This window comes from Xanthomonas massiliensis (genome assembly GCF_900018785.1).
Classification (GTDB): Bacteria; Pseudomonadota; Gammaproteobacteria; order Xanthomonadales; family Xanthomonadaceae; genus Xanthomonas_B; species Xanthomonas_B massiliensis.
In genome coordinates this window covers 866,739-882,154 of record NZ_FCOY01000006.1, presented here as the reverse complement: position 1 = coordinate 882,154, position 15,416 = coordinate 866,739, and the positions used below count along the sequence as shown (strand labels likewise).

8 protein-coding genes and 1 pseudogene are annotated in these 15,416 nt (G+C 66.4%); 2 read left to right on the top strand and 7 right to left on the bottom strand.

Annotation, left to right across the window (positions count from 1 at the left end):
- Positions 1-32: 32 nt before the first annotated feature.
- From BN3794_RS06960 to BN3794_RS06945, 4 genes and pseudogenes are all read right to left on the bottom strand, one after another.
- On the bottom strand, positions 33-473 hold the full coding sequence (locus tag BN3794_RS06960) for an ExbD/TolR family protein (protein ID WP_066095265.1): 441 nt from the start codon (positions 471-473) through the stop codon (positions 33-35).
- Entirely contained in the window at positions 473-1,141 is a 669-nt protein-coding gene (locus BN3794_RS06955) for a MotA/TolQ/ExbB proton channel family protein (protein WP_066095262.1), read from the bottom strand. Before BN3794_RS06955 ends, BN3794_RS06960 begins: the two co-directional genes overlap by 1 nt.
- Positions 1,035-3,486, bottom strand: a pseudogene (locus tag BN3794_RS06950) (DNA internalization-related competence protein ComEC/Rec2). Before BN3794_RS06950 ends, BN3794_RS06955 begins: the two are co-directional and overlap by 107 nt.
- A gap of 720 nt (positions 3,487-4,206) precedes the next feature.
- A complete protein-coding gene (locus BN3794_RS06945) occupies positions 4,207-5,286 on the bottom strand; it encodes an FAD-dependent oxidoreductase (RefSeq protein ID WP_066095259.1) in 1,080 nt (359 codons plus the stop codon).
- Positions 5,287-5,348: 62 nt separating this feature from the next.
- Here BN3794_RS06945 and BN3794_RS06940 point away from each other — a divergent pair, with 62 nt between their 5' ends.
- Positions 5,349-5,810, top strand: a complete 462-nt coding sequence (locus BN3794_RS06940; RefSeq protein WP_066095256.1) for a MarR family winged helix-turn-helix transcriptional regulator — start codon at positions 5,349-5,351, stop codon at positions 5,808-5,810.
- 351 nt (positions 5,811-6,161) lie between these two features.
- Here BN3794_RS06940 and BN3794_RS06935 read toward each other — a convergent pair whose 3' ends face one another.
- The 3 genes from BN3794_RS06935 to BN3794_RS06925 form a co-directional block, all read right to left on the bottom strand.
- On the bottom strand, positions 6,162-7,466 hold the full coding sequence (locus BN3794_RS06935; RefSeq protein ID WP_066095253.1) for a type II toxin-antitoxin system HipA family toxin: 1,305 nt from the start codon (positions 7,464-7,466) through the stop codon (positions 6,162-6,164).
- Positions 7,463-7,825, bottom strand: a complete 363-nt coding sequence (locus BN3794_RS06930) for a helix-turn-helix domain-containing protein (protein ID WP_160330901.1) — start codon at positions 7,823-7,825, stop codon at positions 7,463-7,465. Before BN3794_RS06930 ends, BN3794_RS06935 begins: the two co-directional genes overlap by 4 nt.
- Before the next feature lie 248 nt (positions 7,826-8,073).
- Positions 8,074-8,565 carry a helix-turn-helix transcriptional regulator gene (locus BN3794_RS06925; RefSeq protein ID WP_066095246.1) on the bottom strand — a complete coding sequence of 164 codons (492 nt, stop codon included), beginning with the start codon at positions 8,563-8,565 and terminating at the stop codon, positions 8,074-8,076.
- 212 nt (positions 8,566-8,777) lie between these two features.
- On the opposite strand from BN3794_RS06925, the gene BN3794_RS06920 reads away from it, so the two are divergent.
- Positions 8,778-15,416 (top strand): DUF3320 domain-containing protein, encoded by a 6,639-nt coding sequence (locus tag BN3794_RS06920; protein WP_066095243.1) that lies wholly within the window; start codon positions 8,778-8,780, stop codon positions 15,414-15,416.

Genomic DNA, 15,416 nt, shown 5'->3' with positions numbered 1-15,416 from the left:
GCGGCCGGGCTTGGCGCCGATGGCCTGCGCGTTCACGGCCGGGCCCCCGCGGCCGGCGCCTGCTCGGGCGCGGTGGCGATGGCGATGCGGCGGAAACCGAGCTGGCCCAGCGCGTCCTGGGCGGTCACCACCGCCTGGTAGGGCGTGCGCGCGTCGGCGCGCAGCAGCACGGTCTGGTCGCGGTCGCTGCCGGCCACCTCGGCCAGGGTGCGCTTGACCGATTCCACGTCGCCGCGCAATACCTCGCGGTCGTTGATGAAGTACTGCCCGTCCGCGTTGATCAGCACGCTCAGGGTACGCGGCGGTGCCGGCGTGTTGCGTTCGCTGGCGGTGGGCAGCTGCAGCTGCAGGGTCGAGCGCGCATCGAAGGTGGTGGTCACCACGAAGAAGATGATCAATACCAGGATCACGTCGATCAGCGGCACCAGCTCGATGCCCGGCTCATCGCCGGCGCCGTCGTTGCCGATGCGCATCAGGCGCGTCCCTTGGCCAGGCGCGCGTCGGCGGCAGCGGACGGCGGACGGGCCGCGGCACCGGCCTTGCCGCTTTCCATCGCGTCCAGCAGCGCCGTGGCCTCCTGCTCCATCTCCACCACGTAGCCGGCGATGCGGCCGCGGAAGTAGCGGTACATGATCAGCGAAGGCACGGCGATCACCATGCCGGCGGCGGTGCACACCAGGGCCTTGCCGATGCCGCCGGCCAGCTGGTTCACGTCGCCCACGCCGTGGTCGAGGATGCCCAGGAACATCTGGATCATGCCCACCACCGTGCCGAACAGGCCCAGCAGCGGGCCGGCCGAGGCGATCGTCCCCAGGGCGTTGAGATGGCGGTCCATGCGGTGGACCAGGTGCCGGCCGGTGTCCTCGATGCGCTCGCGCACCAGGTCGCGCGGCTTGCCGCGCACGTCCAGCGCCGCGGCCAGCAGGGCGCCCAGCGGCGAGCTGGCGCGCAGGGATTGGATATGCGAGGCATCCAGCCGGCCACGTACCGCCCAGTTGCGCACTTCCTGCCCCAGTCCCGGTGGCAGCACCTCGTTACGGCGCAGGGTCCACAGGCGTTCCAGGATGATTGCCAGCGCCAGCACGCCCAGCAGCACCAACGGCACCATCGGCCAGCCGCCGGCCTTGACCAGTTCCCACACGTCGCAAATCCTCCGGCCATGACGCCGAACCGATACCGGCCGATAGGATAGCAGCGCCACGCGCGGCTTCCGCATGCGCGACGGCGTCCCAGAGATGCGGGCGCCAGCGCCGGCGCTCGCGTACCTGCAGGCCCCGCGGCCCCAGCCAGACCCGCACCGCGCCGGAGGCGGCCGTGTCCAGCGTCTCGGCCCCGGCCCGCTGCCAGCGCTGCACCACCGCCGGGCGCGGATGGCCGAAGCGGTTGCCGTGGCCGGTGGAAAGCAGGGCCAGCCGTGTCCCGGTGGCCGCCACGAGGCCCGGCGTGGAGGCGCCGCCGCTGCCGTGGTGGGGCACCACCACGACCTCGGCACGCAGGTCCGCGGCCGCCGAGCGCAGCAGGCGCGCCTCGATCACCTCGCCGATGTCGCCGGTGAACAGCAGCGCACCGCCGGCCGTCTCCACCCGCAGCACGCAGCTGGATTCGTTGCCCAGGTAGGGAAAGCCGTCGCCCGGATGCAGGAACCGGAACCGCACCCCGTCCCAGGTCCAGCCCTGGCCGGCAAGACAGGCCTCGGCGCCCGCCACCGGCGAGCCGGCCGGTGCCAGCAGGCGGGCGGGCACGAATGCGCGCCGTACCGCTTCGAGGCCGCCGGCATGATCGGAATCGCCATGGCTGACGACCACCGCATCGAGCCGTGGCCGCGCCAATGCATGCAGCGCCGGCACCACCACCCGCTCGCCGGCGTCGAAGCCTTCCGGCAGCGCGGGGCCGGTGTCGTACAGCAGCGTGTGGCCGGCGGTGCGGACCACTACCGCCAGCCCCTGCCCCACGTCCAGCACGTGCAGGTCCACGCCACCAGGAGGCGGGGCCTCCGTGCGCGGCCACAGCATCGGCAGCCACAGCAGCACGGCCACGGGACGTGCGGGAATGCCGCGCGGCAGCATCAACCAGAACGCGCCGGCCATGGCCAGCAGCAGCGCCACGGTGCCGGACTCGGGCAGCCACCACAGCGCCGCCGGCGAATCGGCCAGGCGAGCGAACAGCGCCCAGCTCGGGGCAAAGCAGCGATCGGCCAACTGCCAGGCCCATGCCCCCGTACCGGGCACCACCGCCTCGAGCACCAGGCCCAGCAGCGACAGCGGCACCACCACCAACGACCACCAGGGGATGGCCAGCAGGTTGGCCAGCGGCCCGGCCACGGAGGCCTGCCCGAACAGGGCCACGGTCAGCGGCAGCAGTCCTACCGTGGCCACGCCCTGGGCGGAGAGGAAACCGCGCAGCCATCCACGCCATCCGGGCGTGCCGCCGCCGCCCGGCAGGCACCACACCAGCCAGGCCACCCCGGCGAAGCTGAGCCAGAAGCCCGCGGTGAGCAGGCCGAGGGGATCCACCAGCAGCAGGACGATCAACGCCAGCGCCAGTGCGTCGGCCACGCTGCAACGTCTTCGCGACACGCGCGCCAGGGCGGCCACGGCGATCATCAACACGGTGCGCACCGTGGGCAAGGCGAAGCCGGCGACCCCCGCATAGACGGCCGCGCCGGCCAGGGCCACGATCGCCATCGCCTGCGGGCGCGGCATGCGCCGCCCGCCCCGCCGCGCTGCCGACCATGCCCACGTGGGAGCCGGAGATCGCGATCAGATGGGTCAGGCCGACCGCTCGCAGGCGTTCCCAGTCGCGATCGTCGAGCTGGCGGGTATCGCCCAGCGCCAGGGCCTGCACGAAGCGCGCGCCGCCATCCGGGACCACCTGCGCGATCCGCGCGGCCATGCCCTCGCGCCAGGCGGTGAGGCCGGACGCCGGCGCCAGCCGCGATGCCGTGTCCGGCGCACGTACCGTGCCGCTTCCGGCCAGGTGCAGCGCCAGGGCCTGCCGTTCGGCGTCGTAGCCGCCGGGATTGGCAAGTCCGCGCGGGGCCCGCACGCGCAGGCGCAGACGCCAGCGCTCGCCCCCCTTCACCTGCATTCTCGGACCGGGCGACTGCGCGCCGTAATCGTCGTACCACGCCACCTGCAGGCGTCGCCCCCGCAGCGCAGGCGGCGTGGCCGGCTCGGACGCAACCGCCAGCAGGAAGCGCGTGCGCCGGGCCTGGTGGTCCGGCAGGTCCACGATGCGCCCGGCGACCTGGACTTCCCGTCCTTCCAATGCCGGCGGCACGTTCCGTTCCAGCGTCCACCCCGCGTACAGGCTGGCCCAGGCGCCCCCGCACAGGAACAGTGCGGCCGCGCACAGCCAGGATGTCCGGCCGCGTGCCATCCACCAACCCCACACGCCGGCCACGAACGCGGCCACGGCGGCCGGCCACGGCACCGCCCACGGCGCCCACAGCGCCGCGGTAGCTCCGGCCAGCAATGCTCCCGCCATGCCGATGCCCGGCTGTGCGAAGGCGCCGCCACCTTGGTGCAGCGGACCCACAGGCAGGAGACTCGGGAAAACAGGCAGGCGTGGCATCGATGCAGCCTGCATCACCGGTTGCATTCCCGTGCGCGCAATGCCCTCGCCGGGATGTGGGGAAACGCCGGCTGCCGCTATCGGCAAACGCCAAAGGGATCCGCTTCCTCATGCCCGGAGGTGGTGGTACCCCCACTGCGGGCCTACGGATATTGGCGGGGGGCGGCGATGCCTTCGGCACCCGGGATCATGGGTGAAGGCTGTGGTCCCGACGGCTTTCCATCTTCGGAAAGGGAGAGCGGCGACACGATCCAGCGCCCCTGAAAATCCTTGCGCTCTCCGAAAGCAGCTGCGCCGACGAACCAGAACCTCAGGCCAGTTCACGGGAATTACTCCCTCTGCCTAGCATTCATGAAGACAGCCATGTCGCCACCAGTAAAGGGGAAGGATGCGCACGCCCCTGGTCACTGACGACAAGACCACCTGACCGGGACGCCGGATAAAACATGCAACCCAATCGGGCAGGCAAACGCCACGATCGGAACGCGAGCTTTCCCCTGCTCCTTCCCAGTCGGCACGGATCCATCGCGGCGATCCCACGGGGTCCAACGCCCGGCATCGTCGCGGCATGTCCGGCGCACGGCACGAACGGCGATGGTCCTGCCCCTCTCCTCTATCCAATCTCTTCCGACCTCATGCCGGCGAAGCGAACCACTGCCGGAAACCGGCGATCGCCGCGGGCATCACGCCACGCGCGCGGGCAACCAGCCGGGCCTCGGCATCGCCCATCGCGCGCGGCCAATCGGCGCCCGAACACAGTGCGGTCGCCACGTCCGCGGCATCGAGCATGGCGAGATTGACGCCCAGGCCCACGGGGGGCATGAGGTGCGCCGCATCCCCGATGAGCGTGATGCCCTCCTTCGGCGTCCACCCGAAATCCGGGGGCAAGGCATGGATCGGTCGCGCCACGAAATCGCCGCATGCCTCCAGGAGCTGGCGCAGGTTGGCCGCCCAGTCCCGGTAGCGGGCCAGGACCAGTTCGCCCGCTCCCACGCGCTGGGTCCCACGCCCACGCGCTCCTCCGGGATTTTTGAGCGCGGCATAGACACAGATGCGCCCGCGTCCGTTGCGCTGGGCGAAGACCGCCTCCGGTCCGCCGAAGGCGAACAGCGCACCCCGGCCGACCAGATCATCCACCTGCCGCGACGGCGTCTCGATCCAGCCCTCGAAGAACGTGATGCCCGTATAGCGCAGCTGGATGCCGGTCAGGCACGCCCTGACCCGCGACCAGGCCCCGTCCGCCCCGACGACCGCGTCGGCCTCGACCTGCGAGCCGTCCGCGAAGTGCAATCCATGCTTGCGCGTAACGCCGACGTCGATACGGATCAGGCGGTGACCCCACTGCACCACCTTGGCGGGCAAGGCATCCAGCAACAGACTGCGCAGCACGCCGCGGTCGATTTCCGGCCGGTCCAAGTGCTCGTCGGGCCTGGGAGTACCGGCAATGGCTTGTCCGGAGAAGGGATCGACATTGCGCTCGCCCTGGTCCTCGTGGCGGGCTATCGCCCGGAACGCCTCGAGCAGGCCCGCACGCTCGAGCGCGACCTGCCCCTTGTCCTCGTGCAGGTCCAGGGTCCCGCCCTGCGTGCGGTGGGCGGCCGATGGATCGCGCTCGTACACCCGCACCCGGCAGCCACCGCGATGCAGAACGACCGCAGCAGTCAGCCCGGCAGGGCCACCCCCGACGACGACGACATCCGGACGGAAAGACATTGCGGGGACCTCCTGCGCGATTTACATTGGGTGCAATGTAATTTCCATCGGAGACAATGTAAATGCCCGAGAACACCGCCGGCCGCGCCCCGGCCGGAAACCCCGGCTTCCGCCTCAACGTGGTATCGCGCCAGCTCACCCGGTACTTCGACCGCCGCCTCGGCGAGCTCGGCGTCAACGTGTCCTACCTGCCGGTCCTGGGCGCGCTGCGCGAGTCCAAGCGCCTTTCGCAGAAGGAACTGGTCCAGGCCGGCCGTATCGGCCAGCCCGCTATGGCGCAGATGCTGGAACGGATGGTCAAGGAGGGCCTGCTGGTCCGCACGCCGGACGCCACCGATGGCCGCAAGGTCCTGTTCGGCCTGTCGAAAAAGGCTGAAACCAAAATGACGGACATCCGCTCGACGCTGGCCGACGGCAACGACCGGATCTTCTCCACGCTCGCGGACGCTGAATTCGAAGCGTTCATCGCGAGCCTGGAGAAGATCGAAGCCCGACTGGAAGCGCTTCTGGAAGCCGGGGAATAAGCGCGCTATCGCCGGGGGATTCCCAGGCACTCGCTCACTTGGACAATCGTGGACTCAAGGGCAACAAACACGTGAGTTTTCCAATAGCTGGCCATAGCCCCTCCTCCGAAAGACGCTCCGTCATTCCCACTCTGTCATCAACGGGCCTCGTAAGCCCATGTGATTAAATGGATTTTTCTGATCGACACAAACCATACCGTCGCCATCTACCGTCAAAATCAGGCGCTTAATGCTGGTGCGGGTGATGGAGCTCTTTTGCGAGGCGTCGATTCTTTCGGGCTCATAGTCAATCAATTTGCATCTTAGCGCAGCGTAGATTGCCTGAGACAACTGGATTCAACCATCAAACGGCTACACCGCGATTTCTCGACGCATGCCTCGATGCAATTTGGCTGCCGTAGACTCCGGGACACCGGCTTGATCCGCATAGCGCATCCAGTCTTCGACACGCTGATGGATGTCGGCCACGATGTCTCGCGCCTTCTTCGGCTTCATGCCGCAGAAGGCACCGAACGCAACCAGATCATCTATTTCGAAGTGATCGCGTTTGCCGTTGAGGCTCATCTGATGCTGGTGCGTCCAACTGCCTCCCGGGTTGTAGGCATAGCTCACATCGAATGCTGGCGAGAGTCGCCACTCGCCGCGGCGGTTCATCAGGAACGCAATGTTCTTGACGTGGTCGTCCTGGTTGCGGATCAGTGCGTTCAACACCGCCCGCCGGAACTGCTGTTCGATGTCCAAGGCAGGTAGAGCGAGGCGGCGGATCGTCTCCACCGCTTGCTCATAGGAATAGGCACCCGCCGCGTTGAAGTCGAAATGACGCATGGCTGCCAAGGATTGCATATGCAGCTTACGGCCTGCCGCATCACGGTCGAACCTGCGCGTCATGAAATGCGCGCGTCCACCTTCGCGATGGATCCGGCTCTGGCTCATGTCGATGCCGGCATCGACCGCCAACAGATAGAAGGCGTATTCGATCAGCCCGAAGCCTTGTGGGTCAGCCAGTTCCTTGTCGCGATTGTCGGCGATGCCGTCGAACTTCATCAGCCAGTAGGTGAAGCCCTCACCTGCCTTGACCTGGCCCGAGCGAAATTCCCCGGTCTTTTCGTTCCAGGCCAGCACCGCCTTGGCGCGTGCCCCGCCCGCAGAAGTCCCCACCCGCAGGATGTCTTCCAGCGCCTCCCGGTCGTCCTCGCCATGCAACGCGCCGGCAAGCCGTTCGCGATGGCTGAGCACGTCATTGGCCAGCCGGGTGAGCGCATCGATCTCGACCTTGCGTGACCGTCGCCCCCCCGCCCCAAGAGACGGATGGAACTCCAACGCCCCCATGCCCCGCGTGCCGATGTAGCACAACCGTTCCACCGGGTTGAAGCTGCTGGCTGCCCTGCCCTGCGTCACCAGCCACGCATCTATCAGGGCATTGCCGAACTTGTCCGGCAATGAGTCGGCCAGCAAACCAGGCAAGCCCTTGAATGCCTCTCGCGGCAAGCCGGGGAATTCGTAAGGATCGGACCCGAGCGGCATCGTCAACGGCGCCAGCTCGATCCGGCTTTGCGCAAAGTCGGGCATGTACTGGAACACCGCCAGTTGGCGATCTTCCAGCCAGCTCACCGCGCCGATCTCCTTGCCCCACAGACGGACGGTGGCATTGGTCACGCGTCGTCCTCCTCACCCCAGGCCCAGTCCGTGGCCTTGGCCGTCGTTGTGCTCTGCTCACGTGCACGGCGCCGTTCGCGGTCGCCATGGCGAATACGTTCGACCGGCCGGATATCCGGGTCTGGCAGGCATTCAAGCAGTCGCCCTTCCAGCCCCAGTACGCTCAACACTCGCAGCAACGTCTCCAGCGAGGTGTTCTCACCCGCTTCCAGACGTTTGACGCTGCTGATGGAAGCCCCCGACTCGCGCGCCACATGCGCCTGGGTCAGGTTCCTGCTCAGGCGCAACTTGGCAACCCGCATCCCCAAGGAATGCAGACTGGCTGCCAATGTAGAAGGCGAATTCTCATAATATTTCATATATGGAACCATATCACGCACATGCGCCAACAGTAGCTCTAATAAGAGCCTTTTACGAAGAATTAATTTAGTATCATATAAGAGCTATAAAATGCCATAATCCAGCGTTATAGCCCATATATGAACTTCAATTCCACTCCAGTAAGCGTACCTCTCGCGGCGTCGGACAACAGCCATACCGGCTGATCGCGTCGATTAGCGCCAGCGCCCGCGGGACCCAGGATCCACCGGACAGTGATGCCCGGACTTCATGCCCACAGCGTCCGACGATGCACGGACAACGATCCAGCCAACTTCGCCACGTTGCGCCAGACCTGCCTTGGCGGCAGGTGCGCACGCGAGGCCGCCTCTTCCACGGCCATCACGACGATGGGCACAGGCGCCTCGTCGAGTAGATGTGCCAGGTGCGGGGCAAATGGAGCAGGCACTTCGCCACTCGCCAGAACCTGCTCCAGCACCTCGGGCGCCAGTTCACGTGCATAGCTGACGCTCACCGTTTTGGCCGCCATCCACAGGCCGCGCTTCTTGTGCCTCGCCTGCGTATCGAGCTTGGGACTGTCCAAGCCCAGTACCGCCGTCACCTGCCCCACACGGTTGACACCAAGATCGCTCAGCGTGCCATTTTCCAGGCCGACCAGGGTCTGGCGAGACAGTCCGCTCAGGTGTGCCAACTGCGCCTGGGACAGGCCCAGCTCAGTGCGCCGGATCCGCACGGCATGGCCGATATCGATGAGGTTCATGGCAGACGCGATAGTTGGATGAAATGTCCAAAATTTTAGACATCATTCACCCACCTATCACCACCTGCAAGAAGGCAGATTTTTCAGTCCGTCCTCCCTATTTCGCTGCGATGGCTCTTATCTTGCCGAAATCTCTGGCAACTGGCGCTAATATCCTGGTAGGGCGTAACAGGGCGTAATGCACGTTACGACAGGGCACTACAGGGGATTCCATGGACGAGACACAACCGGACGGTTCGGCCACCGCTGCCGAGCTGAAAATCGACCTTACCCTGGCCGCCAAATTGAACTTGGCGGACTTCCAGAATGCGATCCCGCTGCTCCGGGATCTCTGGCTGATCAACGAGACCGACCAGACGCATGAGCAGGTCGAGTTGATCCTGACGTCCGATCCGCCCTTCTTGAAGTCGCGTCGTTGGCGGATCGACGCGCTGGCCGCGGGCTCCCGCTATCAGATCCGCGACCTGGATCTAAATCTGGACGGCGGATTGCTGGCGCGGCTAACCGAGGCCGAGACGGCCACGGTCTCGCTGGCCTTGCGCTCCGTGGGCGCGGATGCATCCACCCCGGCCCTTGCGCAGCGCGACAGCCATCTGGAGCTGCTGCCACGCAATCAATGGGGTGGCATCTCGCATCTGCCGGACTTGGTCGCCGCCTTCGTCCAACCCAACGATCCGGCCGTGGATCGGCTGCTCAAGCGAACCGCCGAGGTGTTGCGGCAGAATGATCGCAACCCCGCACTGGATGGCTACACCGGCGGTGCCAAACGCGCCTGGGAACTGGCCTCGGCCCTCTGGGGGGCCACTGCTGGTATGCAGTTGGACTATGCTCTGCCCCCGGCCAGCTTCGAGCAGTCAGGCCAGAAGGTACGCAGTCCCAGCCAGATCGAAAGCTCGGGCCTGGGGACGTGTTTCGACCTCACGTTGCTGTTCTGCGCCGCACTCGAGCAGGCAGGGTTGAACCCCCTGTTGGTCTTCACAGAGGGCCATGCCTTTGCAGGTGTCTGGCTGCAACCGGAGGAGTTTTCCAACACGGTCGTCGACGACGTGACCGCCTTGCGCAAGCGCCTCAGGCTCAAGGAACTGGTGCTGTTCGAGACCACCCTGATCACCCAGCGCCCCACCGTCCCTTTCAGCTATGCCACCGAACGCGGTGCTCAGCAGGTTGATGAATCTCAGGATGCGGGATTTCGCCTGGCCGTGGACATCCGCAGGGCGCGGCTGCAGCGCATCAAGCCATTGGCCAGTGCGGAGGCGGGAGTTGCTACGGCGTCGGACACCGAAGGGTCACCGTCCGCACCCGCCGTGCCAAAGATCGAAGACGCGCCTGACCTGCCCGACAACGCGCCGGCCAATGCGGAAGATGCCAGCCAGCTTGATCCCAAGGACCGGCTGCTGCGCTGGCAGCGCAAGCTGCTGGATCTGTCGCTGCGCAACAACCTGCTCAACTTCAAGGCCGGCAAGAAAGCACTCAAGCTGGAAGCGCCGGACCCTGGCGCGCTGGAAGACCTGCTGGCCAGCGGCCAGTCCCTGAAGCTGCGCCCGCGTCCGGACCTGATGGACGGTGCCGATCCGCGCGATCAGGCCATCTACGAGGCCCGCGAGCGCGAAAACGTGCGCTGGGCGCACGCGCTGGAAGCCCTGCAGAAACGCGAGGTTTTCGTTGGCGTTCCTGAAACCGAGCTCGATACACGTCTGACCGATCTGTTCCGCAGTGCCCGCACGACCTTGCAGGAAGGTGGTGCCAACACGCTGTATCTCGCCCTGGGCTTTCTGTCCTGGACCCGCGAAGACCGTGGCGGCCAACGCTATCGCGCCCCCTTGATCCTGGTGCCGGTCAGCCTGCAGCGTAAGAGTGCCCGTTCGGGCTTCACGCTCAGCCTGCATGACGACGAGCCCCGCTTCAATCCGACCCTGATCGAGATGCTGCGCCAGGACTTCGAACTGAACCTGAGCACGCTCGAGGGCGAACTGCCGCGCGACGATGCCGGCCTGGATATCGCCGCGGTCTGGAAGGCTGTCGGCCACGCCATCAAGGACATCAAGGGCTGGGAAGTGACCGAGGACGTGGTGTTGTCCATGTTCTCGTTCGCCAAGTACCTGATGTGGAAAGACCTGGCCGAGCACAGCGAACAGTTGCGCGAGAACCCGGTCGTGCGCCACCTGCTGGACACCCCGCGCGATGCCTATCCTCCGGGTGCTCCGTTCCCGCAAGTGCCCGAACTGGACCAACACTTCGACCCCAAGCAGGTGTTCTGCCCCTTGCCGGCGGATTCCTCGCAGTTGTCGGCCGTGCTGGCCGCCTCGCAGGGCAAGGACTTCGTCCTGATCGGTCCACCGGGGACGGGCAAGAGCCAGACCATCGCTAACCTGATCGCCCAATCCCTGGCACAGGGCCGGCGCGTCCTCTTCGTATCCGAGAAAATCGCGGCACTGGACGTCGTCTACCGGCGCCTGCGCGAAATCGGCCTCGGCGAGTTCTGCCTGGAGCTGCACTCGAGCAAGGCCCGCAAACTTGACGTACTGGCCCAATTGCAGTCCGCCTGGTCCAGCAGCGGCCAAGCCGACGCCGAGCAGTGGCGGGCAGAAGCCGACAAACTCAAACGTCTGCGCGATGCGCTGAACATCTATGTGGAACGCCTTCACCAGCGTCGCCGCAACGGCTTGAGCCTGTTCGATGCCATCGGCACCGTCAGCGCGGGACACGACGTCCCGATACTCGCCCTGGGCTGGCCCTCGGCCGATCAGCACGATCATGCGGGCATCGAACAGTTGCGCAACGCCGTGGACCGGCTGGAAGTCAATGCGCAAGCCATTGGCCATGCCGCGCTGGCGCAGCACCCCTTGGCGCTGGTTGGCCAGGGAGACTGGTCGCCCACTTGGCAGCAACAACTGATCGCCACTGCGCGTGATGTGCTTCCCGCCGCCCAGGCGACGATCGAATCCGCCCAGGCGTTCGTCCAGGCCATCGACCTGCCCTCGCCCACGTTGACGCCCGAAACCTGCGAAGCGCTGCTGCTGCTCGCTCAACGCCTGCCTTTGGCGGCGGGACATGATTGGCGCTTTGTCCTGCGGCCCGACGCACGCAGCCTGAGCCAACGCTTGCTGGAAGGTGCGGCACTGGTGCGCCGCCATGCGGAACTGAACATGCAGTTGTCCACGCCGTGGCCAACCTCTGTCATGACCGCCTGCATCGACGGGCTGGCCCTGCTCACCGAACATCGGCAGACTCATGGCGAGCTTAGCGAGCCCTGGCCGGTACGCATCACCGTCCAGCTCAACCAGGCAATAGGCCTGCTGACCCAGCTCAGCGAGCATCATGCTGCCCTGTCGGCTCCCTACGGCGAGACGATCGAACAGCTCGACGTCGCCCAGTTGCAGCAAATGTGGGAACAGGCCGAGCAGGCGTTCTGGCCAAAGTCGTGGCTGGGTAAACGCAAGGTCACAGCTCAACTGTCCAGCGCCACTACAGGCGGCTCGCAGCCAGACGTCGCCAACGATCTGCAGCATTGGAATGCCATCCGCGTCTTGCGCCAGCAGATCCAGGCCATCGCTCCAAGCGCGGAATGTGCGGACGTTTGGACGGGACTGGACACAGAACAGGACAAGGTGCGCACGGCCCTGCGCTGGCAAACCGCCCTGGCTGCCGTACGCGAAGGCCAGGCCTGGGAGGACGACGGCTTCGACGCCATCGCCAGCGGCCAATGCGGAGCCGCCCTGCAGGCCGATCTGCAGCGGGCACGGCGACTGCGGCAGCTCGATCAGGACATTGCGGCACAGGCATCGCTGGAAACGGCGACCGACGGCCTATGGGCAGGCCATGCCACGCAAGTCGACCGCCTGCGTGCGGCCCTCGACTTCCTTAGCGACTGGCGCAGCCATGCCCAGCAAGGTGCATTGGACGCCCATACCTTGGTTGAGGAAGGCGCTTGCGGCCCCACGCTGGCACGCGACCACCAGACGCTTCGCCAGCGAGCCGATACGGAACAGGCGCTGGCTGCCCTGGACGACTTGCGCGAGTCCACCGCAGGCTTGTGGAAAGGTCTCGCCACCAATCTGGATGACCTCGAACAGGCCTGCCAGCTCCGAGAGGATCTGGCAGCCGTGCTGGCCCGCCTGGCCACTACGCCCGAACAGATTTCTGCCTGCAAGGCACCGCTGCATACGTTATTGGGCGATGCCAATGCACTGCTGGAGCCAGGTGGTCGAATCGCGCTGGCCGGCGCCCGATATGTGGAGAAATGGGAACAGCTGCTACCCCGGCGCGAGGCACTCGCGACAACTGGACATTTTGCCGAGGCCGCCCAGACGCAGTGGCAGTCCATGTCACTCGACGGGCTGATCGAGCAAAGCCAGTCCATCGTGCGCGCCGAACACAGACTGCGCAGCTGGTGCGCATGGCGCCAGGCGCGCGACGAGGCGCTGGCACTCGGGCTGGCCACGCTGGTCCAGGGCATCGAGCAAGGCCAGGTCGGCCCGGACCAGGCACGCCGAACTTTCGAGACCAACTACGCACGCTGGTGGCTCAACGCCGTGGTCGATCACGAGCCGGTCATCCGCAGCTTCGTCAGCGCCGAGCACGAACAGCGCATCCGCGATTTCCGCGAGCTCGACGAGCGCTTCACCGCCCTGACCCGGGACTGGCTGCGCGCCCGCCTGTGCGCCGACCTGCCCTCGCAGGACAACGTCAGCCGCAACTCCGAATGGGGGCTGCTACGGCACGAGATGGGCAAGAAGCGTGCGCACCTGCCCTTGCGCGAACTGATGGCCCAGATTCCCGAGGCGCTGACCAAACTCACGCCCTGCCTGCTGATGAGCCCCCTGTCCATCGCGCAGTACCTGCAGGCCGGAGCCAACGCGTTCGACCTGGTGATCTTCGACGAAGCCTCGCAGATCCCAGTCTGGGATGCGATCGGCGCCATCGCCCGCGGCCGCCAAGTCGTCATGGTCGGCGACCCCAAGCAGTTGCCTCCGACTTCCTTCTTCGACCGCGCCGAATCCGGGCTGGACGACGAAGACGTCGAGGCCGACCTGGAGAGCATCCTCGACGAGTGCATCGGCGCGAATCTGCCGACACGAAATCTGAACTGGCACTACCGCTCCCGTCATGAAAGCCTGATCGCGTTCTCCAACCATGCCTACTACGACGGCGGACTGGTCACCTTTCCTTCCCCCGTCACCAACGATCGCGCGGTCAGCCTGCAGCCGATCTCAGGCACCTACCAGAAAGGCGGTACACGGACCAACCCGGCCGAAGCGAAGGCGCTGGTCGCCGACGTGGTGGCGCGCCTGACGGCGCCTGGCTTCCGCGAAAGCGGGCTCACGATTGGGGTAGTCACCTTCAATGCCGAACAGCAGAAGCTGATCGAGGACCTGCTCGACGAGGCGCGCCGCCAGGATCCAAGGCTAGAGCCCTATTTCGCCGAGAGCGAACTGGAGCCGCTGTTCGTCAAGAACCTGGAGAGCGTGCAGGGCGACGAGCGCGATCTCATCTATTTCTCCATCACCTACGGCCCGGACCCCGCAGGCCAACTGGCCATGAACTTCGGCCCGCTCAACCGTCAGGGTGGCGAGCGCCGGCTCAACGTGGCCATCACCCGCGCGCGTCATGAGTTGCGCGTGTTCGCCAGCTTCCGCGCGGAGCAGATGGATTTGGCGCGAACGCAAGCCATCGGCGTGCGCGACCTCAAGCACTTCCTGGAATTCGCCGAACGCGGTGCACGTGCGCTGGCAGAAGCCAACCGCGGCAGCCTGGGCGGCTTCGACAGTCCGTTTGAACAGGCCGTGGCCACCGCCCTGGCCCAGCGCGGCTGGCACGTCCAGCCGCAGATCGGCGCCTCTTCGTTCCGTGTCGACCTCGGCATCGTCGATCCCGACGCCCCCGGATGCTACCTGGCCGGTGTGGAATGCGATGGCGCCACCTACCACCGCAGCGCCACTGCACGCGACCGCGACAAACTGCGCGAGCAGGTTCTGCGCGGCCTGGGATGGGACATCGTGCGGGTCTGGTCCACCGACTGGTGGATCGATCCGGCCGGCACGCTCGACAGGCTGGATGCCCGGCTGCAAGCCGTGCTCACGGCCCAGCGCGAGCGGCGCGCCGAACAGGCCGAGCGCGAAGCCGAGGCCGAGCGCCTGGCGCAAGCGGCCATCGCGCAGGCCGTGGCATCGGTGACGAAGCCAGACGAGGAAACGGCGACCCCAGTCCAGGACGCGGCCCCGATCGCACCGGAAGTCCCGGCGACAGCTCCATCACAGCAAGTTGAGGAAGTCTTTGCTCGCCAGATCTCTGCGGGAGTAGCCCATGCCGATCCCGAAGAAACAACGCCACCGGAAGCCTCGCTCTATCGGATCACCGATCCCACCGAATTTGTCACCGGCGCCAATCCCGATCGCTTTTTCGACGGTGAGTACAACGACATCCTGTCGGCCATGATCGCTCACGTCGTCGATCAAGAAGGCCCCGTGCTCGACACGCTGCTGGCCCGTCGCATCGCCCGTGCCCACGGCTGGCTGCGCACGGGCGGACGGATCCGCGAGCGCGTGTTCCAACTTGCTCGGGCCCGCTATCGGACGACCGATGAAGAGGTCGGCACGTTCTACTGGCCCGAACATCTTGACCCTGCAACGGAACCGCCTTTCCGGGCGCCTGCCGACGAGGACAGCGTGCGGGCCGCAGACGAGATCAGCCTGCAGGAACTGACTTCGCTGGCCCGCACCGTGCTCATCCAGAGCGCGCAAGGCGAGCAGGTGTATTACGCGATGGCGCGCGCACTCGGACTGCAGAAGTTGGGCGCTGCGAGCCGGGCGCGTTTGGCGCTGGCCTTGCAATCCGTATCGCCCAGCCCGTGA

Coding starts and splice junctions, on each gene's coding strand:
- BN3794_RS06960 (WP_066095265.1), bottom strand. CDS start 473: ATGCGCATCGGCAACGACGGCGCCGGCGATGAGCCGGGCATCGAGCTG.
- BN3794_RS06945 (WP_066095259.1), bottom strand. CDS start 5,286: ATGTCTTTCCGTCCGGATGTCGTCGTCGTCGGGGGTGGCCCTGCCGGG.
- BN3794_RS06940 (WP_066095256.1), top strand. CDS start 5,349: ATGCCCGAGAACACCGCCGGCCGCGCCCCGGCCGGAAACCCCGGCTTC.
- BN3794_RS06930 (WP_160330901.1), bottom strand. CDS start 7,825: ATGAAATATTATGAGAATTCGCCTTCTACATTGGCAGCCAGTCTGCAT.
- BN3794_RS06925 (WP_066095246.1), bottom strand. CDS start 8,565: ATGAACCTCATCGATATCGGCCATGCCGTGCGGATCCGGCGCACTGAG.
- BN3794_RS06920 (WP_066095243.1), top strand. CDS start 8,778: ATGGACGAGACACAACCGGACGGTTCGGCCACCGCTGCCGAGCTGAAA.